Here is a 21,862-nt window from a genome sequence, read left to right as displayed (position 1 = left end):
CGGACCCTCCTATAAGGCTCCATGAGCCGCCGCGCGCATGGCGGAATGACCTGGAGATTGCCTGTATGACGACCAGCGCCCCTTCGCTGTCTTCTCCCTCGACCCTCGTCGGCCTCCTCTGGCCGTCCCGGGACGATGCCCGCTTCGCTGCGCTCCGCGCCATCGTCCTGATGGTCGTCGGCACGGCGCTTCTCACCGTCTCCGCCAAGGTTCAGGTGCCGCTGCCCTTCGTTCCGATGACGCTGCAGACCCTGGTCGTGCTCCTGATCGGCGCGTCCTATGGCTGGCGCCTCGGCGGTGCCACCGTCGCCCTCTATCTCGCTGAAGGTGCAATGGGCGTGCCGGTCTTCGCCAATACTCCTCCCTTGGCAGCCGGTATCAGCTACTTCATGAGCCCTACAGGCGGCTTCCTGTTCGGCTTCGTGGCCGCGGCTCTCGTGATGGGCTTCATGGCCGAGCGCGGCTGGGATCGTTCGCTTCTGCGCGTCATCGTGATGATGAGCATCGGCCATGCGGTGATCTTGGGCAGCGGCTTTGCCTGGCTCTCGGTGTTGATGCCGGTTGCGAAGGCATGGGCTGTCGGCATTGCCCCATTCGTGGCCGCCACCCTCGTCAAGACCGCTCTGGCCGTGGCTCTCATGCAGGCGGCCTGGTCCGTGACCCGCGGCGGCGGCAAGGCGTGATCAGCCTTCGAGCATGAATGCTCATCGAAGCCGCCTTCGGGCGGCTTCTTCTATTTCCGGAGGGGAAAGCAGTTCGTGAAGAACGCTGGCGCCGTTCAGCCGACTGAGTGCACCAGCTTGAGCTTCGGCTTGGCCTTGACGCTGCCATGGACGAAGGTGACGTCCACCCATTCCGCATCGCCGCTGCCTACCTGTGTGCGGTAGCCCATCTGCTTGGCGATGGCCTGAACCTGGCTGAGGTTGGAGCGGGCGATCCAGCGCGAGAACTCAGGGGAATCCTGGTCCATCAGAACGGCAATCATGCCGATCTCGACGCCTTGGTCGAAATCCTCGCTGCGGCCGGGAAAGCGCAGCCGTAAGCCATCGTCTAGGTGGATATGTCGCATGACGGAAAGCCCCTGAAACGCCCTTTTCGGGCACCTTTTGATAGAACATACCAGCAAGTCGCGCCGGCCGGAAGGTGTCATGGCGGCGCAGGGAACTGCTCTTCGGGCTGCTCATTAGCCCCTCACAGGCATCCGACTGGAGGGCTCCCATGGCCGAGCGCAGGATCACCGCCTTCTTCGACACCTATGATGAGGCCGCACGGGCGGTGCAGCGGCTCGAGGCAGCCCGGATGCAGGACTTCGAGATCAGTCTCGTGTCCAACAACTTCAACGATGCCTATACGCATCACGCATCACGGACTTTCGAGCCTGACGATACCTCGCATCCCTTCGCCGGCGCCACGGCGGCGGCCGGAACGGTCGCGGGAGCCGGCGCGGGCCTTCTGGCCGGACTTGGCACGGTCGCCATCCCGGGCTTCGGACTGGTGATTGCCGCCGGATGGATCGTCTCGACGCTGGTCGGCGCCGGTGCCGGTGCGGCCGTCGGTGGTCTTGCCGGCGCACTGGCTGATGCGGGCCTCACTGACGACGAGGCCCGCACCTATGCGGACGGCGTGCGCCGCGGCGGAGCGCTCGTGACCGTGAAGGTGGACGGAGCTCGGATGGACAGGGTCGTGAAGATTCTTGATGACGAGGGGGAGATCGAGCCGGAGCAGGGGACAAGTCATCGGGATGACTCGCCGGCTCCGCTCATCGGCGCCGCAGCCTCGACCACGACGGGGCTAATGACGGATCTCATGCCGATCCCGTTCGACGACAGTGCCGAGGACGAGACCGATCACACGCTCCATGTCGAACTGGAGGACGAGCGCCTGCGCCGGCCCACGGGCACCGAGCCTGAGTAGGTGAGAGGCTGCGCAGAGGCGCCTCCCACCTGACAGCAAAGGCCTCAGGCCTTGCGCAGAGTACGGTCCAGGCTCCACGCACCGCCGCCGGCCGCGGCCAGGAACAGGAACACGAAGCAGTACAGGATCGCAGCGTCGCCGCCGTTCAGAACGGGATATGGACTCCGTGGCGCATGAGCGAGCCAGTAGGCGAAGGCCATCAGGCCGGAGAGAACGAATGCCACGGGCCGCACGAAGAGACCGGGTACCAGGAGCGCGCCGCCCACAAGCTCGAGCACGCCGGCAATCCAGGGCAGGGTGAAGGGCGCTGGCGCAGGATTGGGGGAGGCAGGGAAGCCGAGGAGCTTCTGTGTGCCGTGCGCCATGAAGATGAGCGCTGCGACGATGCGCAGGATGCTGAGAAGGCGCGGTGCCCAAACGGTTTCGAGATGAGCTGTGTTCATCGGTCATTCTCCAGATTGTAGGGAGGGGCGATCGGCGCGGCCGATCAGCCGGGGAGGGAGCAACCCGATACAAGCTGAGGCGCAATGTTCACAGCCTCTAAAGCGCAGCTTGCAGTAACGAATTGCTTACCACGTTCTCAAGGCGGTTTGATCTATCCCCGTCCTGCGGCGTTTCACCTGTGCTAACAGAACAGGAGGCCTTCATGACCATCCTCGATCCCAAGACCGGGCAGCTCGTCACGGTCGATCTCACGTCGAAGCCGCGCCGGGGCTGAGATCTTTCTGAACGTATTCCGCCTGCTGAGGGATTTTTTCCAAATCACATACTGCTGGTCTTCTCCTGAAATTTTGATCGTTCCTTCTCCTGAATTCTTGCATGGCTCACCTAATTACTTTCACAGGTGGCCGCTCGTGCCCTGACGCACATCGTGGATGCGACATCGGTGGTTGATGGATGTGTGGGCCGGAACCGTTGGTCTGCAAAGGCATTGGCTAAAGGAATGGATTCAACCGAGCGCCGGAGCCGCGGATTGTCAGGCTTGAAAGCTTAAGCAGCCGCAGCTTTGGCGCTCAGATTTTGAAGTGATCGAAAGAGTTGGGGAGCGTCAAATGGCTCTGACAGGACGTTTTAATCTGCGCAAGACTTGGACCGGGCGCATTGTGCTGCAGGTCGAGGAGGAGGTGGCGGGCTTCTGGGGCCGGATGACAGGCAAGGCCAAGCTTCATCGCCGCTGGCGGGATGCCAATGTGCTGGATCTGGCGGCGCCCGAATTGCGAAGCCTCGTCGACCTGCGCTTCCGCCCCCGCTACATGCCCCAGACCAACGAGGTCCCGCAGGACTGGCCCAGGGCGCCGCGCCAGCTCGAGGCGATCCCGGCCCAGACCCTGCACTACGAGACCTACCAGGAAGACGGACGCTTCTCGACGCATTGACGTCGCCGCCAAAGCTGGTCACAGCTGAGATGCCATAGACAGTCATCGGGCGAGAAAGCCCGATGAACTTGGCGGGATTTGTACTGTCGATTTCTTGAAGAAGAATGGTCGGAGTGGCAGGATTTGAACCTGCGACCCCCACGTCCCGAACGTGGTGCGCTACCAGACTGCGCTACACTCCGACACCGGGAAATTCCCGGGAGGCCGGACTTATAGCGGTGAGGGAGAAGCGCCGCAAGGGGAGATTTGAGCCTTTCTGATCGTATCAGAACCAAGTGCAAAACGGTGTTGCCAGCCGCGTTTGGGCCGACTATGTACACGCCACACCTTTTGGGGCGTCGCCAAGCGGTAAGGCAGCGGTTTTTGGTACCGCCATTCCCAGGTTCGAATCCTGGCGCCCCAGCCATCCCATACTAAGTCCCTGAACCCGATAGCTTTTTGCCCGATTTTGGGCGAGGCGCTCCGCACCGCTGCACATCCCTGTCACACATGGGTGTCACACATGCCGGTCGGTTCTCATCTTATGCGTCGCGGTGCGGTATATTGCTGGCGGCGCCGGCTCCCGGCTTGCGGCGCGAACGGACGGCAGGTCCTGCAGATCAGCCTGCAGTCGACCCACTGGACCGAGGCGCGCCGGATCGGAGCGGAGTTGACCGCGATGAGCGAGCTCGTGTTCGACGAGATGCGGCGCGGCCGCCTGAGCCAGGACGAGGCGGCGCCATGCCGGCGACCTGGGCCTGAAGGGCGGCCTGCGAGGCCATGAGCTCCCTGAGCATACCGGCGAGCTCGTCATGCCGTGCGGGCGCGGCCGGGCCGGCGGGAGCGGTCGGGGCCAGCGGTGGCAGCCCGAGATGGGCGCGGGTCGCGCCCTCGTCCGTGACCAGCCCCAGATAGTAGCGGTCGAGCACGGGCGCCTCGGCTGCCACGAGGGCGCTCGCCCCGGAGATCCGGTCGGCCGCGATGCCGATAAGCCCGTTGATGCCGGTCATGGCCATCCGTCCGGCCATGGCCGGCGAGGATGCCGGCACGCTGCCGTCAGCGAGCCGCCCGACGCCGTCGAGGCCGCGCAGCACGGGCAGGAGGGCGGTGAGATGATCGCGCACCGTCCGGCCCAAATTCTCCTGATCCGTCATGATTGCCTTGCCCCCTTCGGCCGCATTCCGCTGCAGATGCCCGAAGGCGAGATGGGCGGCGCCGGCGAGCTGTGCCGCCAGCCGTCGAGCCTCGCGAATTCGGACGTGTCCCAGGGTCACCCGGATCGGAGCACGGGACAAGCCCGGGTCGAGGGCCTTGGGAATTCGGATCTGGAAGACGAGGCCCGCCTGGGTGCGCGTGAGGTGGTCCGGCATGTGTACAATCCCGTGTACATGCGGGCCGGCGGCACTGAAAAACCTGGGATTTTCGGCGGGTCAGAAGATGGCGGAGGGAGCGGGACAGTCCGGCCATTTAGGCGCTTTGCAATCAGACGCGCTGAATGAACCAGGGCACTAATCATGGATTTAGGCCGGACGATGCACCTAGACGCCTCATGGTTTGCGGGGTGTCACACAAAGATACTGCGCACGACCATCCCGTGCAGCAGGAAAGCACGCGGTTTCAATGACTTAGCTGGTGGTTACTGCCTAGCTTAGAATCCTAGCCGCTCAGGCTGAACCGCAAAGCGTTAGTGGATGTCCTCCGCCTCACCCCAAGCCTCGATCAGCTTCTCCACAGTAAAACCTGGACTGCGGGCAGCCCTTAGGATCGGGACTTCCTTTCGGGTCACGAGATCGATTGCACGGGGAAGTTCACGGGCGAGCTCAGGGTCGATGATGACAGCGCCATGGCGGTCGGCGTGAACGAGATCATTGGGTTTAACCCTCAAGCCGAAGACCTCCACCGGACACTCAAACTCCTCGATTCGGACAAAGGCATGGCTCGGGCTGAGCGAGCCAGCCAGAATCTGAAACCCGGGGTCGACGGCGCCGAGGTCGCGCATCGAGCCGTTGGTCAGAACGCCCCGAGCTCCCAGACCTTTATGGATCGCTACGTTGACCTCACCCCAGAACGCACCAAGCCCGGGACGGGGATCAATATCCTGCAGAACGACGACGGCTGGGCCGGGGTGAGCTGCGACATACCTGTAGTAGGCGATCCGGCGAGCCCTCACAGCATCAGGTGAGTCTTCGCTTGGCAGCGAGCTAAGGATCAGCCCCGTGCGGGCGTAGCCTACGATGGCAGGTAGATTGGGATGGGCAGCGAGAACCGGCCGGATCGTGAAGCCCTCCGCCGTCCGGCGGCCCAGGACGAGCTCGATGGCGTTGCACACCGTCGGCGTATCAACAGCCGTCAGGGCAGCGAAGACTTCGGAAGACAGCGCCTGTTCCATTTCCAAGCTTTCCTACCTCAATGCATTGTCATCGAAGGGCCTCTACAGCCTCAGGCGATGTGCTCCCAGACATCGTCCTGCGGCTCGTAGCCGATGAGCTGCCGGGAGGTTTCGATGTCCCACGGCATGTTCCGGTTGGCCGACATGCCGTTGACCACGATGCTGGGCTGCGGCCAGGTTTTCCCCTCCGCGAGAAGCGCCCGCTCGATCACGGCCACGAAGTCCCGGTTTGAGAGCCACATGTTGCGAAACCACCGCAGGTCGCGTTCGGTGTCAGGACCTGTGCTCTCCTCTGCGCCGGGCAGTCCAGATGTGTTGATCGTCTCTGGTCTGTTCTCCCCCGGCTGGCACCAGCCGATCCGAACGCACACGCTGGTCAGGGCGCCTCCCGAGCGATGCGCCTCAGCGAGACATGCTCTCTCGCCCATCAGTTTCGACGCTGCGTAGGCGAAGCCCTGCACCATCTCACGGCCGTTGAACCAGCGCGTTCCCGGACCTGGCGACAAGGCCGACGTCAGAGCACCTGCGGTCAGACCATCGGCCAAGGGCGGGTCCTTGTATTGGCCCATCACGTGGTTGGACGAGGCGAACACGACGCGGTGCGTGCCCACCTGAGCGGCGGCGGCCAACATGTTGAGCGTCATGTCGAAAGACGCACAGGCGTCGCTCCAGGGCGCATCGGGATAAGGATTCTGGGCTGCGAAATGAACCACGGCATCAACCCCAGCCAAAGCTTCGCGCCACCCTGTTTCGGATGGATCTGTGAGATCAGCGGTGACCCATTCCACCCGGTCCGAATGCGCTACCGCGGATCGCCGTGGCATCATGTGGTCGAGCGCGACGATCCGTTCACACCAGTCCCGCGCCAGGAGATGGCTGATCAGCTTCTGTCCGAGATTGCCTCCCGCGCCTGTAATGAAAACAGAGCTGACAGGTTTCGATTGGCTCATGGCGTAGCTGGCTCTCCGGAGTGATGTCTATTACTCACCGTACTACCTAGCGTCCTCCGCTGATGTCTGTAAGGGACTGCAGCATCTTTCATGACCCTGAACCGCAGGCGGGCTGTAACCCGCCCGGCGAGTCGACGCACGTCGCAGAAAGCAACCACATGCGTTTGGGCCCAAAAGGACGGCGACGGGACCCAAAGCAAAGGAGGACCGATCCTTAAAAATTGACGCGGTCGCCCCCTTTGAGTGACAGCATATTGCGCGCGTCGTCAGGGGTGGCGACTTCCAGTCCAAGTCCCTCGATAATCTGGCGTGCGGCTTTCACCTGTTGCGCATTCGATTCCGCAAGCTTGCCCGGACCGATCCAGAGCGAATCCTCCAGCCCAACACGGACATTGCCCCCCATGGCCGCCGCCTGGGCCGCAATGTGAAGCTGGTTCTTGCCGGCACCGAGCACCGACCATTGGTATTCATCTCCGAACAGCCGGTCGGCCGTGCGCTTCATATGCGCTACATCCTCGGGGTGCGGACCAATGCCGCCTAGAAGACCAAACACGCTTTGGACAAAGAGAGGCGTCTTGATGAGACCACGGTCTACGAAGTGGGCGAGAGTGTAGAGATGGCCGATGTCGTAACATTCGATCTCGAAGCGGGTGCCATTCTCGGCACAGGTCGTCAGGATGTACTCGATGTCGGAGAAAGTATTGCGGAAGATTCTGTCATGTGATCCTTCCAGGTACGGTTTCTCCCAATCGTACTTGAAGTCTTTGAACCGGTTGAGCATCGGGTAAAGCCCAAAATTCATTGAGCCCATGTTGAGGGAGGCGACCTCGGGTTTGTAATGAGCCGCAGGGCGCACCCGCTCCTCCACCAGCATGGTCGGCGCACCGCCCGTCGTGATGTTGATGACACAATTACTTCGCTGCTTCACCACCTGCAGGAACGGGGCGAAGGCTTCGGGCGACTGATCAGGCTTGCCGTTCTTAGGGTCACGCGCGTGAAGATGCACGATCGCGGCCCCAGCTTCTGCGGCGCTGATGGCGGCCTCCGCGATCTCCTCAGGCGTAATCGGAAGATGAGGAGACATGGAGGGCGTATGGATCGCGCCGGTCACGGCGCATGTTATGATGACTTTGCGGGCCATGGGCTTGGTTCCTCTCGGGACGTTACTGATCTGGTTCCGATTTCTTGTGGGCCTTCAACGCTGCCAAGCGTTTGTCCCGCCAAGCAGAGCGCCGTGCGAGTTCACTGGGTCCAGGCGCTTCGCCCCAGGTCTCCAGTATGCGGCTCACATTCTCCTTGTCCCAGACATGAGGCCTTGCGGCATCCTCCGAGAGACGCCGGTAGAAGCTTGTATAGCGATCACAGTAATCCGCGATGCCACCGGGCGCGTTGAGCTCGATGGTTTCAAAGGGGCCAAGGAAGGACCAGCGCAAACCGAGACCGTCCTTGACGGTCTTATCAAGATCCTGCGGGCTCACCACGCCCTCGCCGACGAGCCGGAATGCCTCTGCCAAGAGTGCACCCTGGAGCCGATTCAAAACGAACCCCTCGACCTCGCGGTTTACGACAATAGGCACCTGCTCGACGCTTTCATAGATTGTTCGCGCCCGAGAAACTGTCTCGGGCGCAGTCCAGGGAGCTCCGCACAGCTCGACGACTGGCACGAGATGAGGTGGGTTGACGGGATGGGCTACGAGGCAGCGGGCGCGGCCCGACAGCCCTTCGGTGAAGTGGGACGCAACAATCGCGGAGGTCGAAGAGGCAAGAATGCAGTCTGGTGGCGCGAGCCGGTCCAGCTCCGTGAAGATGAGCCGTTTGGTCTCGGCGATCTCGGGGCCGTTCTCCTGAACGAGGTCGGCTCCGGTCACAGCCTCCGCGAGTGAGGATACGGCGACGACGTGAGCTGACGCATTTTCAGGATTAGCTACGAGGCCATGCCTTGCGAGGTCCTCTAATCCCTCGCGGACGAGGCCAGATGCCTTCTCAAGCGTCTCAGGGTTCAGGTCGGTGATGCGCACCTCCCAGCCGGCCCGCGCAAAGACGATTGCCCAAGACCGGCCGATCAGCCCGGCACCAATGATTGCAGCACTCGGCATTCTTTGATCTCCCTCATGGCTCACAGCCATAGGACCTTGCGGCGGAGCGCAAGATCGTCTCGCAAATCCTTCGATGGACCGGTATGGATCACCCGCCCACGTTCAAGGGCGACCGTCCGGTCGGACAGGGCGAGTGCGAGGTCCAGGTGATGGTCGACAATAATAATCGAAACCTCATGGCGGAGCTTGTCGAAACTCTCGAAGAGTTGCTCGATGATGGTTGGAGCAAGACCTTCGAAGGGCTCGTCCAGAAGCAGCACCTTCACGTCGCCCGAGAGGGCGCGTGCGACCGCCACCATCTGCTGCTCGCCGCCGGAGAGGAAATCCGCCGGGGTGTCGAGCCTCTCACGGATGCGCGGGAAGTACTCGAAGATCCTGTCCAGATCCCACCGGACGCCATGGCCGGTCTCTCGCTTGAGCCGTCCGAGCTCAAGATTCTGAGCCACAGTCATGCCGGCAAAGAGTCCACGTCCCTGCGGCACATAGCCGATTCCCAAACGCGCGATCTCGGCGGAGGGCCGGCCGGCGATCTCCTGGCCATCAAGCCTGATCGAGCCTGAGCCGGGCGGCGCAATACCGATCAGGGTCTTCAGCAGGGTCGATTTGCCGGCACCGTTGCGGCCTAGAAGCGCGACGATCTCATGTTGACGCACATCGAAGGACACGTCCGTCAGCGCATGGCTCTTGCCGTAGAACGTGTTGACCTTCTCCACTGCGAGCACAGTCGCCGCTTCGGCGGCGCTCTGCCGAGGCTTCGCGGCAACGGTGGCCGCGCCGGAGCCGATATAGATCTCCTGCACCTTCGGGCTGGTGCGTGCATCCTCCACCGTCCCGTCAACCAACACTTGGCCCGCATTCATCACTGTAACGGCATCGGCGATCTGGAACACTCGGTCGATGTCGTGCTCGACTAGAAGCATCGGGACGTCCGCGGAAATGCGCTTGATGATGTCGCCGATGCGCTGGCGCTCGGCGGCGGCAAGGCCCGCAAGCGGCTCGTCGAGCAGCAGTACCCTAGGTTTCGTGGCAAGCGCCAGGCCCATGTCCAGGAGGCGCTGCCCGCCATAGGAGAGGGCGCCCGCCTCGGCCTTCTCGATGCCGGCAACGCCGAGATAGCGAATGACCGCTGAAGTTTCGGTTTCGATCTGCTTGATTGATCGCGCGGCCGCCCACGGATTGAAACGCTGCGGGTGGCGGGCCTGTATGGCGAGGCGGACATTCTCTTCGACCGTCAGGGCCGGAAAGAGGTTCGTGATCTGGAATGAGCGTCCGATCCCGGCCTGCGTGATCGCTTCAGGGGAAAGCCCGGCGATGGAGCGGCCTTGAAGGAGGATGTCGCCTTCATCAGGCGTATAGTACCCGGAGATCAGATTGAAGGCCGTGGTCTTTCCGGCACCGTTCGGTCCGATCAGGGCATGGAGGCTACGGTCGCGTACGGTGATGTTGACCGACTGAACGGCCTTGAGAGCCCCAAAGCTCTTCGTAATGCCATGGGCTTCGAGAATGATGCCATTCACATGGTCGTCAGGTTTAAGAAACGAGGGCAGGGGTTCGTCAGTCAGGGTGCGACCCGCCATAGCGGCCTCTTCTGTGACCTTAGCCCGGAATGGAGTCGCGATCCGCTGTGCGATCCCGATCAGTCCCGTCGGCGAGAGGACGATGAACCCGACGAAGAGGATGCCAAAATAGAGCAGCCAGTGCGGGGTCCAGATCGACAGGAACTCGCGGAACAGAATGTAGAAGAGTGCTCCCAGGGCCGGCCCGAGAAAACTGCGCATTCCGCCAATCACCACCATCGCGATCAACTCACCAGAGAAGGCGACAGAAAGGGGCTCGGCTGAGGCGAAGCGATGGTTGAAGACCGAAAGGATACCTGCAATCCCCACTACCGTGGCGGACACAACGAATCCGAGAAGCTTGTAGCGATTGGTCGGATAGCCGAGAAAGCGGGCGCGTTGCTCGTTCTCCCGGACCGCCACCAGCACGCTCCCGGCGGGCGAGTTGTGGAAGCGCAGCAGGGCAAAGCAGACAACAAACGCCACCGCCGCCACGAACCAGTAGTAGGTCCAGTCCGAACTCAGATCGAGGCCGATCGCGCGGGTACGGACTACGCCGCCGAGCCCACTCTCTCCACCTGTCAACGCCGTCCAGCGGTAAGCGACTGCGAAGAGCATGGCCGCCAATGCCAGTGTCAGTAGGGAGAAGTAGACGCCTCGGCGTCGCAGGATGAGCGCACCGAGAATAGACGACGCTCCAGCGATGAAGACGATGGCGAAGAGAGCCGGAAGAACGATGCCTTCTGGAAACCAGTGGAGCTGGCTCAAGGCCGCCGCGTAAGCCCCAAGCCCGAACCAGACGCCGTGTCCGAAGGAGACGAGACCGGTGTAGCCGACCAGAACGTTCAGGCCGAGGCAGGCGATGGCGAATACCACCACATCGATCGACGAGCGAAGCGGCAGGCCGATGGGGTCGAGTATGAAGGGCAGCAGCATGAGTGTTGCCGCGGCGACGAGGAGAGGCCAGTAATTCGTGCGCATCGATCTACTCGAATTTCTGGATGCGTTCGCCAAGCAACCCGCGTGGCCGCAGAAGCAGCACGAGAGCCATCAGCAGGTACATTGAGGCTTCACCGGCGGGTGGGAAGAAGTAGATCGTGAGGCCGCGCACTACACCTACGAGTGCGGCGGCGGCGATCACGCCCCAAAATGACCCTAGCCCACCGATGACCACCACCACGAAGGCAGCTGTCAGAATCTCCGCCCCCATGGCGGGGTGCACTCCCGAAATCGGGGCCAGCAGGACTCCGGCGAGACCTGCGAGTCCGATGCCGAGCGCGGCGATGGCTGTCATGTACGGCTGAAGCGAGATGCCGAGCGCTCCTACCATGTCAGGGTTTTGCACTCCTGCCCGCACCACACGGCCAAAGGCGGTGCGATAAACCAGGAACCAGGTCGCGATGACAGCTGCGAGCGCTACCCCGAAGATGATGAGGCGGTAGCGCGGATAGATGAAGCTGCCGAGGAAGACCTGTCCCCGGAGAGCCGTCGGGATGGAAAAAGGCAGGGGAGCCGCCCCGAAAATTATCCGCAGGCTCTGCTCGATGATCATGGCAAGCCCAAAGGTCAGAAGCAGGCTGAGAATGGGGTCCGAGCGGTAGAACCTTCGAAAGAGCAGGCGCTCAATGACAACGCCCAAGAGCGCGACGAGCAAGGGAGACGCAACAAACGCGCCTGCAAATCCAATCCTGGATGTCAGCGTCACGGCAAGATAGGCACCGACCGCATAGAACGCGCCGTGGGACAGATTCACGATTCCGCCGAGCGAGAAGATCAGCGACAGGCCAAGGGCGATCAGCAGATAGTAGGCGCCCACCAGGAGGCCATTCAGCACCTGCTCAAGAAGAAAGACGAACGCCACGTGAGACTCCCTTTCCAGTTATTAGAGGCGCCCTCCCGCGAGGAGCCAGAACTGAGGGAAAATAGAATGTCGTGCTTCCTGGAGGCCGGACCGGCGGTCAGCCGTCCGGCCTGACCGATGTTTAAGGCGTCACGCCTGCATCTTGCAGGTTCCGTCCTTTGGGGGTGCCAGAACCTCAAGATCCTCGTTCGGGCCAGGGACGGAGCCCAGCGGGTCATAGATATCCCACTGATCCTTCATCTTGTCCGAATCCTTCGCACGGACGGCATACATTTCCTGGACCATCTGGTTGTCGTAGGCCCGGAAATAGCCTTCGCGGCTCTTCAGAATGTCAAATTTCGCACCCTTTCGCAGGTGCTCGGCGAGCTTTTGCGGGTCGGCCGCTTTAATCTCGGTGAAGGACTGCGCGACGATTTTAAGGGAGTTATAGTCGCCCCAGCACTGGTTCTCAGGCGGTTTGCCGTATTTCTTGGTGAAGGCCTCGACGAACTTCTTCGACGATGGCGTATCGACCATGTGGTGCCAGATCAGCGGCCAGATGCCAGAGAAATTTCCCTTGCCGGCGCCCCAGGCTACCGCCGTGTCGAAGCCGAAGCCGGTGATCGGGAACTGGAGGCCGTATTCGGCATACTGCTTGATGAAGTTCGTGATCTGGTTGCCGGCGAGATTCGACGCGACGATATCCGGCTGGGCCTGCCGGATCTTGAGGAGGTAGGGACTGAAGTCGGTGGCATCGGTGGGGACGAGCTCCTCGCCGATGAACTCGCCGCCGTTCTCGGTCACGAATTTCTTGGCGACCCGGAAGAGATCATGGCCGAAGGCATAATCCGCCGTGAGGGAGTACCACTTCTTGCCCTTGATCATGTTCTCGGTCTTCAGGTACGTGCCAACCGCCGTGACCATCATCGAGTTCGCAGCCTCGATGTGGAACATGAAAGGATTGCAGCTCGCTCCGCGCAGGGCGTCGGAATTGGCGCCGGTGTTGATGAAAACCGTCTTGGTCCTGTTGGCCACCTGACCGATGGCCAGGGCCGAGGCGGAAGAGATTTCGCCGATGATCATCGCGACCTTGTCGCGCTCGATCAGGCGCTCGGCCTTGGCAGAGGCGGTCTGCGGGTTCACCGAATCCTCGATCACGAGCTCGACCTTGCGGCCCAGGACGCCACCGGCGGCGTTGATTTCCTCTGCGGCGAGTTTCACGCCCATCTGGGCGAACTCGCCTAGCGGTCCCAGGAAACCGGTAACGGGCGTGAGGTGCCCGATCCGGATCACGTCAGATTGCGCCTTGACGATTGCAGGCATCCCGAGGCCTGCGAGCGCGGTCGCACCGGCCGCTCCCTTCAGAAGCATACGACGGGTCAAGTCATCAGAATGTGCCATGGCCGTTTCCTTCCTCCCATGATGCTGTCGCATTACTTGCTGCGATCTGTGATCACAGTTAGACTGTCGGAAAATGAGCAACTTGTCGAGCCCCCGCCCCACCAAGACTCCATCGGCCATCGCCCAGATCGGCCGGCTGGAACGCGTTACCCTAGGCGAACGCGTCCATACCGAACTACGTGAGTTGCTGATGAGCGGTGAGCTCGCCCCCGGGCAGAAGATGTCCCTGCGCAGCGTGGCCGAAACCCTCGGCGTCTCGATGATGCCGGTGCGGGAGGCGGTCTCGCGGCTTGTTGCCGACCAGTCTCTGGAGGTGCTGCCGAACCGTGCGGTGCGCGTCCCGCTGATGAACCTCGCACGCTTCCGGGAACTGACGACCGTGAGACTCGCGGTTGAGGGCTTCGCGGCGGAGCAGGCAGCAAGAAGCCGTGCGGAATCCGACCTCGCCGCCATGTGGCAGTTCGAAGAGGCGTTCCTGGCTGAGGCCCGAAGCTCCGATCCTCATGCAGATCGGGCTGTCCGGGCCAACAAGGAGCTCCACTTCGCCGTCTACCAGGCGACCCGTCTGCCGACCCTCGTGGGAGTCATCGAGGGTCTCTGGCTAAAAATCGGGCCAGTTCTGAATTTCGACCTCAAGGCCTCGCCCGAACGGTTGCAAACGGGCGGTGCAGCCGGACATCACCGTCGTCTCGTCGCTGCGGTGAAGGCTGGTGACGGAGCTGCCGCACGCCAGGCGCTCGTCGACGACATTGAAGGCGCGGCCTGTTTCATCGAGAGCACCGGACGTCTGCTGGAGTAGGCCGGCGCCCCAGCTCTCGAACATCACAAGACAATCGGGCGCCGAGTGCTGGGGACCCGCTTTAGGGATGGAGACAACGAAGATGGATCTCAACATCGCCGGGTTGCGTGTGTTGGTGACGGCTGGCGCTGCTGGCATCGGACTTGAGATTGCCCGTACCTTCCACCGTGAGGGGGCGCGCGTGCATGTCTGCGACGTGGACCGCGCCGCTCTCCAGGAGGCGACCGCGACTGATCCGGACCTGACCTCCACCTATGGCGATGTGGCGAAACGAGCTGATGTCACTCGGATTTTCGAGGAGGCTCTGGGAGTTCTCGGCGGGCTGGATGTCCTCGTCAACAATGCCGGCATCGCAGGGCCGACGGCCCGGGTTGAGGAAATCAACCCGGAGGACTGGGACCGCTGCCTCGAGGTCTGCATCACCGGGCAGTTCAATTGCACGCGTCTTGCAGTGCCCCACCTGAGGCAAAGCCGGAATGCCTCAATCGTGAATCTGTCATCCGCCGCAGGCCGGTTTGGTTTTCCCCTGCGCTCCCCATACGCCGCTGCCAAGTGGGCCGTAATCGGCTTTACGAAGTCCCTCTCTCGGGAACTGGGCGAGGACGGCATCCGCGTGAACGCAATCCTACCCGGGGTTGTCGCCGGCGACCGCCAGCGCCGGGTACTTGAGGCCAAGGCCCAGCAGCTCGGTGTATCGTTCGATGAGATGGAGCGGCGGGCGCTCGCGAACGCATCCTTGAAGGAATACGTAACGGCACAGCAGCTTGCCGACCAGATCGTCTTTCTGTGCTCGCCACTCGGGCGTACGATTTCAGGGCAGGCCATTGCCGTTGACGGGGATCTCCAGGCCCTTTTCTGAAGACTGCATCAAATGCCCCGTCGGTATCAAGGCTTAGACCTTGAAGTGCCGGGCCTCATCTAAGGAACTGGGTGCGAGCTACGAAGCAGGGAGGATGAATATGGCCAGTATCGGCTTCATCGGGATCGGCCTCATGGGCCATGGCATGGCCAAGAACCTCATCGAGAAGGGCCACAGGCTTACTGTTGTGGCCAATCGCAGCCGTGAACGGGTGGATGACCTAGTTGCTCGTGGCGCAACGGAGGTGGATACACCGCGCGAGGTAGCTGCCGCATCCGAGATCATCTTCACCTGCGTGCCGACATCCAATGATGTCGAAGGTCTCGTCTACGGGGAGAATGGCATTCTTTCTGGCGCGCGCGAGGGGCTGGTCCACGTCGATACCTCCACGGCCAATCCCATCTCGACGGTTAAGATCGCGGCTGATTATCAAGCGAGAGGTTTTCGTTTCGCCGATGCGCCGCTCACCCGTACGCCGAAGGAAGCCGAGGAGGGGCGTCTCAACGTCATCGTAGGGGCAAGCCCGACGCTCTTCGACGAGATCCTTCCCGTCCTCAAGTGCTTCGCAGAGAACGTCTTCCACGTGGGGGACGTGGGCGCAGGGCACAAGATTAAACTGATTAACAACTTTATCGCGATGAGCCACGCGAGCGTCGTAGCGGAGGCTGTGGCGGTGGCCCGAGCGACGGGCGCCGATCCGAAGGCTCTGTATGACTTAGTCTCGGCCGGTGGCGCGAACAGCGCGATGTTTCAGATGATCATGCCTTACGTGCTCGAGGGCGACCCGACCCGTTTGCAGTTTGCCATCGGCAACGCCCGCAAGGATCTCGCCTACTTCATTGCAATGGTGAATGACGCGAAGGCGATGGGGCTTATAGGCCCTGCCGTTCTGCAGACGCTCACCATCGCCAGTGCAATGGGCCATAGCGGCAAGCACATGCCGCATCTGACGGATGTCCTGACACAACTCAACGGGAGCAAAACTTGGGCTGAGGACTGAAGCCTGCACGACGGGAGGGCGTCCGATACTGAAAACGCGCGGCCTGCACGGCCATTACCCCTGAGCGCTTGATGCCTCAGGGTAGATTGAGTTGTTGCCAAGTAAGACACAGCAATGGTGACAGCTTGCTGAGAGATAATAATTAAAATGCTGGCATAAGCGGAGATGACTATTCCAATATACTGAATAAGTATTGAAAATAACGATGCTGGCCTACAGTATCGTACTTTGGCCCCGCCAGAGGGTCACCAGGGAGGATACGGATATGAGGAAGATACTCGCTACCGGTTTGTTCGGGCTCGGGTTGGCTCTCGGCCCTTCAGGAGTGTCCGCTCAGCAAGCAATCGAGCTCCACGGCGCGTCCCAGTTCAACGACGACCATGCCTTCACCAAATCGTTGGCCAAGTTCGGGGAACTCGTACAGTCCTGCTACGGCAAGCCGCTCAATATCATCCTGCACAAGAATAGCGAACTCGGCCTGGAGAAGCAGTATTTCGAATACATGTCGCAAGGACGCGCGGTCGATTTCGCGATTGTCTCGCCGGCACATATGTCGACCTTCTCGAAAGCCGCTCCCTTCATTGATGCGCCGTTTCTGTTCCGCGACCTTGCTCATTGGAATAAGGTGCTCGACCGGGACCTGTTCAAGCCGATCGCGGACGAGATCGCCAAACGTGCCGACGTCATGCTGATCGGTTATGCCGGCGGCGGCACCCGCAATATCTTCGTCAATAAGCCGGTTGCCAATCTGGAAGAGATTAAGAGCCTCAAGATCCGCGTCCAGGGCGCCCCAATCTGGAGCCGCACATTTGCTGCGGTCGGCATGTCGCCAACCGTCATTGCCTATAACGAGGTTTACAACGCGATCCAGAACGGCGTGATCGCCGCGGGCGAGAACGAAGCTGCCGGCGTTGAGCAGATGAAATTCTTCGAGGTGGCGCCCAACCTGGCGATGACCAAGCACGCCATCACGATCCGGCCGCTGGCGTTTTCCGGCAAGACATTCCGCAACCTGCCCGCCGAATTGCAATCCTGCGTGATCAAGTCCGGCAAGGAGGCCGGCGCGCACGGCCGGACCATCGAATCGAGCGAGGATGCGGCAAAGCTCGACGCCCTGGAGAAGGCCGGTAAGCTGAAGCAGGTCACCTTCAAGGATCGTGATGCCATGAAGAAACTTGTCGATCCCGTTCTGGCGGCCTATGCCAAGGAGATCGAGGCTGACAAGATCCTGGCGGAGATCAACAGCATCGAGTAGTGCGCCGCGCTTCGTGACACGGTCAGGGATTGCTCCCTGACCGTGCCTTCTCAAGGATTGAGGAGCATATGGCAATACCAATGCCCGAACGGCGCAGCACGTGGCGTAGAATTACCGCGTGGTACAGCCTGTTTTTGTCCTGGCTCGTGGCGATTTCCACTGCGGTCCTGGTCATTCCAGTTACATTGCAGGTCTTTTCACGCTTCACCTCGATCATCCCGCATTACATCTGGACCGAGGAAATGGCGCGTTTCCTGCTGGTCTGGACGGTAATGATAGGCGCTATGATCGGCGTGCGCGAGAGCTCTCATTTCGAAGTTGATGTCTGGCCACGGCTGTCGCCGCGTCCAGAGGCCGCCGTGCGGTTGATCGCCCGAATCTGCGTGCTCATCGTTGCGCTCGTTTTCATTTGGTCCGGCATCGAGTTCACGCAATTTGCGTGGTACCGGATCTCCGAACTGGCCGAACTGCCGCTCTGGGTCATCCATATTGCTTGGCCGATCACCGGTATCACTTGGCTTGTCTTTCTTGGCGAGCAGATGTGGGATGAACTGAATGTGCTGCTCGGCCGGGGAACTCTGCCGCCGGCAGACCCTATCCCGACCCCGGAGGGGCCCCTCTGATGACCGGCGCTCTGCTTTCCCCCGGCCAAGCGGCACTTGTCCTGTTCGGCATCTTCTTCGGATTGATGTTGCTCCGCGTTCCGGTTGCTTTCGCATTGGCGCTGGCCTGTCTGCCGATCCTGATCATTGAGCCTCGGCTTTCCGCCATGGCCCTCGTGCAGGAGACCTTCAACGCGTACAACTCCTTCATCCTTCTGGCCGTCCCATTCTTCCTGCTGACTGCGAACCTGATGAATGTCGGCGGCATCACGGAGAGGCTTATGAAGCTGTCCCGGTCCATGGTCGGGCACTTCCCCGGAGGATTGGCGCAGATCAACGTGGTGCTTTCCTTCTTCTTTGCGGGCATTTCGGGCTCTTCGACTGCGGACGCAGCAAGCCAGTCGAAGATCTTTATCGAGGCTCAGCGCCGGGAAGGCTACGATGACTCGTTCTCCGTCGCGATCACTGCCGTCTCAGCGGTTCTGGCGGTTATCATCCCGCCGTCGATCCTGATGATCGTCTGGGGCGGTGTGTTGACGGTTTCCATCGGCGCGCTCTTCCTCGCGGGAGTGATACCCGGTCTGCTGATCGCTCTCGCCCAGATGGCGACGGTCCATGCCTATGCAACTCTCAAGGGCTACCCGACCTATCCGCGTGACAGCTGGAGGACCTTCTTCAAGTCCATACTGGCTTCGGTTCCTGCCTTGATGACGCCAATCATCATCATCGGTGGGAAGATCTTCGGCTGGTTTACGGCGACGGAGTCGGCCTGCATCGCGGTGCTTTACGCCGGCTTCCTGTCCATTTTTATCTATCGGGAAATGGACTCTTCAGCGTTCCGGGAAGCGCTCGTGGACACGGGCAAGTTCGCCGGGATAACGCTTTTCTGTGTCGGCACGGCGAGCGCCTTTGGCTGGTTGCTTGCATATTACCAGATCCCTAAGGCTATCCTGTCTGGTGTTTCGGCCTGGGAGCTTGGGCCGATTGGAACCGGCTTCTTCATTGCATTCGTGTTTCTCGTCGTCGGGTGCTTTCTCGATGCCATTCCCGCCATCATTATTGTGGGAACGATCCTGGAGCCGCTGGCGCGCTCCGCCGGCCTCGACCCAGTTCACTTCGCCATGATCGGCATCGTGTCGCTGGCCTTTGGACTGGTCACGCCACCCTATGGCCTCTGCCTGATGATCGCATGCTCGGTCGCCGGGATTCGGATGCGGCAGGCGCTCAAGGATACTATGATCATGCTCGCCCCGATGTTCCTAGTCTTGGCTCTCCTCATCGTTTGGCCGCAGGTCGCACTCTTCGTGCCCAGTCTTGTCTCGCCGGAGTTTCTGAAGTGAGCCCCCCCTCGCTACAGAAGCCTGTCGGCCTTTCCTTTCTTAACTCGTGATCGGAGTTCCCGCAGTGACCGCTCCTGAAATCTATCCCGCCATTCCCGACCTTGCCGGAAAGGTCATCCTCATCACCGGCGCGAGCACCGGTATCGGAGCAGCGGCCGCAGTCGCGTTCGGCCACAACAAGGCGCGCGTGGCGATCCATTTCAATGCCAGCGAAGATCCGGCGCGGCAGGTTGCCGAAGAGGTAAGGGCAGCTGGCGGGGAGGCGTTCCTGGTTCAAGCGGACGTCACCGAACCCGAGGCAGCGGCGCGGGTCGTGGCCAAGACTGTTGAGCATTTCGGCCGGCTCGACGTTCTCGTCAACAATGCCGGCGGCCTCGTTGGGCGGACGCCGATCAAGGATTACTCGGACGAGTACGTGGATGCCGTTCTTGCACTGAACGTCGAGCAGGTCGTGCGCTTCGTTCGCGAGGGCGTTTCGCACATGCGGGCGCAGGGCGGCTCCATCATCAATGTGTCGTCGATTGCAGCCCGCCACGGCGGTGGGCCGGGCTCGGTCATCTATGCCGCGGCCAAGGGGTTCATCTCAGTAGCCACGCGGGGTTGGGCCAAGGAACTGGTCAAGGACGGCATCCGGGTCAACGCAGTTTCACCCGGCGTCATCATGACCCCGTTCCACGAACGCTATTCGACCCCGGAGCAGCTTGCCGCCATGCAGGCCACCATTCCCATGGATCGTCTCGGCACACCAGAGGATTGCATCGGCGCCTTTCTTTATCTCGCCTCTGACCGGCTCAGCGGCTACGTCACAGGGCAGGTGATGGAGGTGAATGGCGGCCAGTACATGCCCTAGAGGCGCTCTGTGTTCGAGCGGATAGCAGGAGGGGACCTGAACAGATGATTGAATTTCTCAGCCGAGCAGTCCTCATCGGAGTTGGCGCAACGGCGCTGCTCGATCTCTGGGCTCTGCTCCTGCAGCGGTTCTTTAAGGTGCCTGCGCCGAACTGGGGGCTGGTGGGACGCTGGTTCTGCCACCTGACCAAAGCCAAAGTCTTCCACAACGATATCACGCTCGGGCGGGCCTATCCTTTCGAGCGTGCGGTCGGCTGGATTGGTCACTATGCTATCGGCATCGTCTATGCCGGTGCCCTACTGGTGTTCACGCGCCCGGACTGGGCATCAGCGCCAACTTTGGCTCCGGCACTCGCCGTGGGCATCATCACCGTGGGAGCCGGATGGTTTCTGCTCCAGCCCGGCATGGGAGTGGGCATTGCCGCCTCGAGACGGTCCAACGCCAAACAGATCAGGGTGCTCAACATTGCCGGCCACATCGTCTTCGGTTTCGGGCTGTACGGGAGCGCGCTTCTTGTCCGATAGGACTTTTGCAGGGAGATGCCACAGGACATCAGGTAATCGTGAAGTGGAAGACATGTAAGGCTTGCCAATAATGTTTTCGTGACTCAACCTAAGCCAAAGACCGGCTCCAGGAAAACGAGGAGCCGGCGCATCGGGAGGAAAGAATGCTGCGTCGTGGTTTCCTGAAGACACTGGCCGTTGCTGCCGTTTCGCTGGTCTCGGCTTCCGGGTATGCGTGGGCCGCCTATCCTGAGCGACCGATCACCATCATCGTTCCCTGGGCTGCCGGCGGCGGCACGGATGCAACCGCCCGCATCATCGGCTCCCTGCTCGAGAAGGAGCTTGGCCAGCCAGTCAACGTCGTCAACAGAACCGGCGGCAGCGGTGTGGTGGGACATGAAGCTATCGCGGCGGCCGCGCCGGATGGCTACACCCTGGGGCTAGCGACGGTCGAGATCGGCATGTTGCATTGGCAGGGGCTTACCCAGCGCGATTACAAGGACTACACGCCGATCGCTTTGATGAATCTTGATCCGGCAGGCGTTCAGGTGCGCGCCGACGCACCTTACAAGACCGTCAACGATCTGCTGGAGGATATCAAGAAAAACCCAGGCAAGTTCAAGGCGTCGGGGACAGGACAGGGTGGCATCTGGCACCTGGCAATCGCCGGCATGCTCGACAGCGCCAAAATCGATCCCAGCACTGTCCGCTGGGTGCCAAGCCAGGGGGCCGCGCCCGGACTTCAGGATCTCGTCGCAGGCGGTGTCGAGATCGTTCCCTGCTCGCTCCCGGAGGCGCGCTCTCTCATCGATGCCGGCCGCGTAAAGAGCATTGCCATCATGAACCCCGAGCGCAATCCGACCTTCCCGAACGTTCCCACGCTTGCGGAGCAGACCGGCAGCCAGTGGGCTATCGGCGCGTGGCGCGGCATCGTCGGGCCGAAGGACATGCCTGCGGATGTCACGAAGCGGCTCGCTGACGCCCTGGACAAGATCTACAAGGGCAAGGAGTACAACGACTTCATGAGCCAGCGCGGCTTCGGCGTGAAGTTCGCGGCGGGCGAGGAGTTCCTCGCGTTCTGGAAGAAGAGTGATGAGGACCTCGGGGCGGTCATGAAAAAGGTTGGGTTGGCGAAGTAGTCCGGCCGACCTCG

The 21,862-nt window shown here is 61.4% G+C and carries 23 protein-coding genes and 2 tRNA genes; 15 read left to right on the top strand and 10 right to left on the bottom strand.

Going from position 1 to position 21,862, the window contains the following annotated elements; translation table 11 throughout:
• Positions 1-65 precede the first annotated feature (65 nt).
• On the top strand, positions 66-683 hold the full coding sequence (locus AC0QTX_RS12665; RefSeq protein WP_474604181.1) for a biotin transporter BioY: 618 nt from the start codon (positions 66-68) through the stop codon (positions 681-683).
• A gap of 95 nt (positions 684-778) precedes the next feature.
• On the opposite strand, the gene AC0QTX_RS12660 is transcribed toward AC0QTX_RS12665, so the two are convergent.
• Positions 779-1,069: a hypothetical protein gene (locus AC0QTX_RS12660; protein ID WP_474604180.1), complete on the bottom strand. Its 291-nt coding sequence runs from the start codon at positions 1,067-1,069 to the stop codon at positions 779-781.
• A gap of 149 nt (positions 1,070-1,218) precedes the next feature.
• Here AC0QTX_RS12660 and AC0QTX_RS12655 point away from each other — a divergent pair, with 149 nt between their 5' ends.
• Complete coding sequence (locus tag AC0QTX_RS12655) at positions 1,219-1,914, top strand: DUF1269 domain-containing protein (RefSeq protein ID WP_474604179.1); 696 nt, start codon at positions 1,219-1,221, stop codon at positions 1,912-1,914.
• Between the two features lie 44 nt (positions 1,915-1,958).
• On the opposite strand, the gene AC0QTX_RS12650 is transcribed toward AC0QTX_RS12655, so the two are convergent.
• Positions 1,959-2,357, bottom strand: coding sequence for a DoxX family protein (locus AC0QTX_RS12650; RefSeq protein WP_474604178.1), 399 nt, complete (start codon positions 2,355-2,357; stop codon positions 1,959-1,961).
• Positions 2,358-2,966: 609 nt separating this feature from the next.
• On the opposite strand from AC0QTX_RS12650, the gene AC0QTX_RS12645 reads away from it, so the two are divergent.
• On the top strand, positions 2,967-3,290 hold the full coding sequence (locus AC0QTX_RS12645) for a hypothetical protein (RefSeq protein WP_203270520.1): 324 nt from the start codon (positions 2,967-2,969) through the stop codon (positions 3,288-3,290).
• Positions 3,291-3,395: 105 nt separating this feature from the next.
• Here the strand turns inward: AC0QTX_RS12645 and AC0QTX_RS12640 are convergent.
• Positions 3,396-3,472: transfer RNA gene (locus tag AC0QTX_RS12640), tRNA-Pro, on the bottom strand.
• Positions 3,473-3,621: 149 nt separating this feature from the next.
• Here AC0QTX_RS12640 and AC0QTX_RS12635 point away from each other — a divergent pair.
• The 3 genes from AC0QTX_RS12635 to AC0QTX_RS12625 all read left to right on the top strand — a co-directional run bounded on the left by AC0QTX_RS12635 (position 3,622) and on the right by AC0QTX_RS12625 (position 4,768).
• Positions 3,622-3,696: transfer RNA gene (locus AC0QTX_RS12635), tRNA-Gln, on the top strand.
• A gap of 96 nt (positions 3,697-3,792) precedes the next feature.
• Positions 3,793-4,053, top strand: coding sequence for a DUF6538 domain-containing protein (locus tag AC0QTX_RS12630; protein ID WP_474604177.1), 261 nt, complete (start codon positions 3,793-3,795; stop codon positions 4,051-4,053).
• 28 nt (positions 4,054-4,081) lie between these two features.
• Positions 4,082-4,768 (top strand): hypothetical protein, encoded by a 687-nt coding sequence (locus tag AC0QTX_RS12625; protein ID WP_474604176.1) that lies wholly within the window; start codon positions 4,082-4,084, stop codon positions 4,766-4,768.
• Between the two features lie 185 nt (positions 4,769-4,953).
• Here AC0QTX_RS12625 and AC0QTX_RS12620 read toward each other — a convergent pair whose 3' ends face one another.
• From AC0QTX_RS12620 to AC0QTX_RS12590, 7 genes are all read right to left on the bottom strand, one after another.
• The gene (locus AC0QTX_RS12620; RefSeq protein WP_474604175.1) at positions 4,954-5,658 is read right to left on the bottom strand and encodes an RraA family protein; all 705 of its coding nucleotides are present in this window, start codon (positions 5,656-5,658) and stop codon (positions 4,954-4,956) included.
• 50 nt (positions 5,659-5,708) lie between these two features.
• Entirely contained in the window at positions 5,709-6,608 is a 900-nt protein-coding gene (locus AC0QTX_RS12615) for an NAD-dependent epimerase/dehydratase family protein (protein WP_474604174.1), read from the bottom strand.
• A 214-nt stretch (positions 6,609-6,822) separates the two neighbouring features.
• The gene (gene kce, locus AC0QTX_RS12610) at positions 6,823-7,749 is read right to left on the bottom strand and encodes a 3,5-dioxohexanoate:acetyl-CoA acetone transferase (protein ID WP_213564394.1); all 927 of its coding nucleotides are present in this window, start codon (positions 7,747-7,749) and stop codon (positions 6,823-6,825) included.
• A gap of 22 nt (positions 7,750-7,771) precedes the next feature.
• A complete protein-coding gene (locus AC0QTX_RS12605; protein ID WP_474604173.1) occupies positions 7,772-8,704 on the bottom strand; it encodes a 3-hydroxyacyl-CoA dehydrogenase in 933 nt (310 codons plus the stop codon).
• Positions 8,705-8,724: 20 nt separating this feature from the next.
• Positions 8,725-11,241 (bottom strand): branched-chain amino acid ABC transporter ATP-binding protein/permease, encoded by a 2,517-nt coding sequence (locus AC0QTX_RS12600; RefSeq protein ID WP_474604172.1) that lies wholly within the window; start codon positions 11,239-11,241, stop codon positions 8,725-8,727.
• Between the two features lie 4 nt (positions 11,242-11,245).
• Positions 11,246-12,121 carry a branched-chain amino acid ABC transporter permease gene (locus AC0QTX_RS12595; RefSeq protein ID WP_474604171.1) on the bottom strand — a complete coding sequence of 292 codons (876 nt, stop codon included), beginning with the start codon at positions 12,119-12,121 and terminating at the stop codon, positions 11,246-11,248.
• Between the two features lie 129 nt (positions 12,122-12,250).
• On the bottom strand, positions 12,251-13,501 hold the full coding sequence (locus tag AC0QTX_RS12590; protein ID WP_474604170.1) for an ABC transporter substrate-binding protein: 1,251 nt from the start codon (positions 13,499-13,501) through the stop codon (positions 12,251-12,253).
• An 82-nt stretch (positions 13,502-13,583) separates the two neighbouring features.
• Between AC0QTX_RS12590 and AC0QTX_RS12585 the strand changes: the two genes are divergently transcribed.
• The 9 genes from AC0QTX_RS12585 (at position 13,584) to AC0QTX_RS12545 (ending at position 21,848) form a co-directional block, all read left to right on the top strand.
• Positions 13,584-14,300, top strand: a complete 717-nt coding sequence (locus AC0QTX_RS12585; protein WP_474604169.1) for a GntR family transcriptional regulator — start codon at positions 13,584-13,586, stop codon at positions 14,298-14,300.
• 82 nt (positions 14,301-14,382) lie between these two features.
• Positions 14,383-15,159, top strand: coding sequence for an SDR family oxidoreductase (locus AC0QTX_RS12580; RefSeq protein ID WP_474604168.1), 777 nt, complete (start codon positions 14,383-14,385; stop codon positions 15,157-15,159).
• A gap of 94 nt (positions 15,160-15,253) precedes the next feature.
• The gene (locus tag AC0QTX_RS12575) at positions 15,254-16,159 is read left to right on the top strand and encodes an NAD(P)-dependent oxidoreductase (RefSeq protein ID WP_474604234.1); all 906 of its coding nucleotides are present in this window, start codon (positions 15,254-15,256) and stop codon (positions 16,157-16,159) included.
• A 265-nt stretch (positions 16,160-16,424) separates the two neighbouring features.
• Entirely contained in the window at positions 16,425-17,414 is a 990-nt protein-coding gene (locus AC0QTX_RS12570) for a TRAP transporter substrate-binding protein (RefSeq protein WP_190848189.1), read from the top strand.
• An 80-nt stretch (positions 17,415-17,494) separates the two neighbouring features.
• Positions 17,495-18,037, top strand: a complete 543-nt coding sequence (locus AC0QTX_RS12565; RefSeq protein WP_474604167.1) for a TRAP transporter small permease — start codon at positions 17,495-17,497, stop codon at positions 18,035-18,037.
• Positions 18,037-19,356, top strand: coding sequence for a TRAP transporter large permease (locus tag AC0QTX_RS12560; protein WP_474604166.1), 1,320 nt, complete (start codon positions 18,037-18,039; stop codon positions 19,354-19,356). The genes AC0QTX_RS12565 and AC0QTX_RS12560 overlap by 1 nt, the downstream gene beginning before the upstream one ends.
• Before the next feature lie 64 nt (positions 19,357-19,420).
• Positions 19,421-20,206, top strand: coding sequence for an SDR family NAD(P)-dependent oxidoreductase (locus tag AC0QTX_RS12555; RefSeq protein ID WP_474604165.1), 786 nt, complete (start codon positions 19,421-19,423; stop codon positions 20,204-20,206).
• Positions 20,207-20,250: 44 nt separating this feature from the next.
• On the top strand, positions 20,251-20,730 hold the full coding sequence (locus AC0QTX_RS12550; protein WP_474604164.1) for a DUF2938 domain-containing protein: 480 nt from the start codon (positions 20,251-20,253) through the stop codon (positions 20,728-20,730).
• Between the two features lie 143 nt (positions 20,731-20,873).
• On the top strand, positions 20,874-21,848 hold the full coding sequence (locus tag AC0QTX_RS12545; RefSeq protein ID WP_190848185.1) for a Bug family tripartite tricarboxylate transporter substrate binding protein: 975 nt from the start codon (positions 20,874-20,876) through the stop codon (positions 21,846-21,848).
• Positions 21,849-21,862 lie beyond the last annotated feature (14 nt).

Source organism: Microvirga sp. jy35, assembly GCF_056148915.1.
Note: the sequence above shows the minus strand (reverse complement) of the source record. Positions and strands in the feature narration are given on the sequence as shown.

Excerpts from the sequence above, each read along its gene's own strand:
- AC0QTX_RS12650 (WP_474604178.1), bottom strand. The coding sequence starts at position 2,357 with ATGAACACAGCTCATCTCGAAACCGTTTGGGCACCGCGCCTTCTCAGC.
- AC0QTX_RS12660 (WP_474604180.1), bottom strand. The coding sequence starts at position 1,069 with ATGCGACATATCCACCTAGACGATGGCTTACGGCTGCGCTTTCCCGGC.
- AC0QTX_RS12570 (WP_190848189.1), top strand. The coding sequence starts at position 16,425 with ATGAGGAAGATACTCGCTACCGGTTTGTTCGGGCTCGGGTTGGCTCTC.
- AC0QTX_RS12550 (WP_474604164.1), top strand. The coding sequence starts at position 20,251 with ATGATTGAATTTCTCAGCCGAGCAGTCCTCATCGGAGTTGGCGCAACG.
- AC0QTX_RS12575 (WP_474604234.1), top strand. The coding sequence starts at position 15,254 with ATGAATATGGCCAGTATCGGCTTCATCGGGATCGGCCTCATGGGCCAT.
- AC0QTX_RS12615 (WP_474604174.1), bottom strand. The coding sequence starts at position 6,608 with ATGAGCCAATCGAAACCTGTCAGCTCTGTTTTCATTACAGGCGCGGGA.
- AC0QTX_RS12630 (WP_474604177.1), top strand. The coding sequence starts at position 3,793 with ATGCCGGTCGGTTCTCATCTTATGCGTCGCGGTGCGGTATATTGCTGG.
- AC0QTX_RS12560 (WP_474604166.1), top strand. The coding sequence starts at position 18,037 with ATGACCGGCGCTCTGCTTTCCCCCGGCCAAGCGGCACTTGTCCTGTTC.
- AC0QTX_RS12605 (WP_474604173.1), bottom strand. The coding sequence starts at position 8,704 with ATGCCGAGTGCTGCAATCATTGGTGCCGGGCTGATCGGCCGGTCTTGG.
- AC0QTX_RS12565 (WP_474604167.1), top strand. The coding sequence starts at position 17,495 with ATGCCCGAACGGCGCAGCACGTGGCGTAGAATTACCGCGTGGTACAGC.
- AC0QTX_RS12645 (WP_203270520.1), top strand. The coding sequence starts at position 2,967 with ATGGCTCTGACAGGACGTTTTAATCTGCGCAAGACTTGGACCGGGCGC.
- AC0QTX_RS12590 (WP_474604170.1), bottom strand. The coding sequence starts at position 13,501 with ATGGCACATTCTGATGACTTGACCCGTCGTATGCTTCTGAAGGGAGCG.
- AC0QTX_RS12625 (WP_474604176.1), top strand. The coding sequence starts at position 4,082 with ATGCCGTGCGGGCGCGGCCGGGCCGGCGGGAGCGGTCGGGGCCAGCGG.
- AC0QTX_RS12620 (WP_474604175.1), bottom strand. The coding sequence starts at position 5,658 with ATGGAACAGGCGCTGTCTTCCGAAGTCTTCGCTGCCCTGACGGCTGTT.
- kce (WP_213564394.1), bottom strand. The coding sequence starts at position 7,749 with ATGGCCCGCAAAGTCATCATAACATGCGCCGTGACCGGCGCGATCCAT.
- AC0QTX_RS12665 (WP_474604181.1), top strand. The coding sequence starts at position 66 with ATGACGACCAGCGCCCCTTCGCTGTCTTCTCCCTCGACCCTCGTCGGC.
- AC0QTX_RS12580 (WP_474604168.1), top strand. The coding sequence starts at position 14,383 with ATGGATCTCAACATCGCCGGGTTGCGTGTGTTGGTGACGGCTGGCGCT.
- AC0QTX_RS12600 (WP_474604172.1), bottom strand. The coding sequence starts at position 11,241 with ATGCGCACGAATTACTGGCCTCTCCTCGTCGCCGCGGCAACACTCATG.
- AC0QTX_RS12545 (WP_190848185.1), top strand. The coding sequence starts at position 20,874 with ATGCTGCGTCGTGGTTTCCTGAAGACACTGGCCGTTGCTGCCGTTTCG.
- AC0QTX_RS12655 (WP_474604179.1), top strand. The coding sequence starts at position 1,219 with ATGGCCGAGCGCAGGATCACCGCCTTCTTCGACACCTATGATGAGGCC.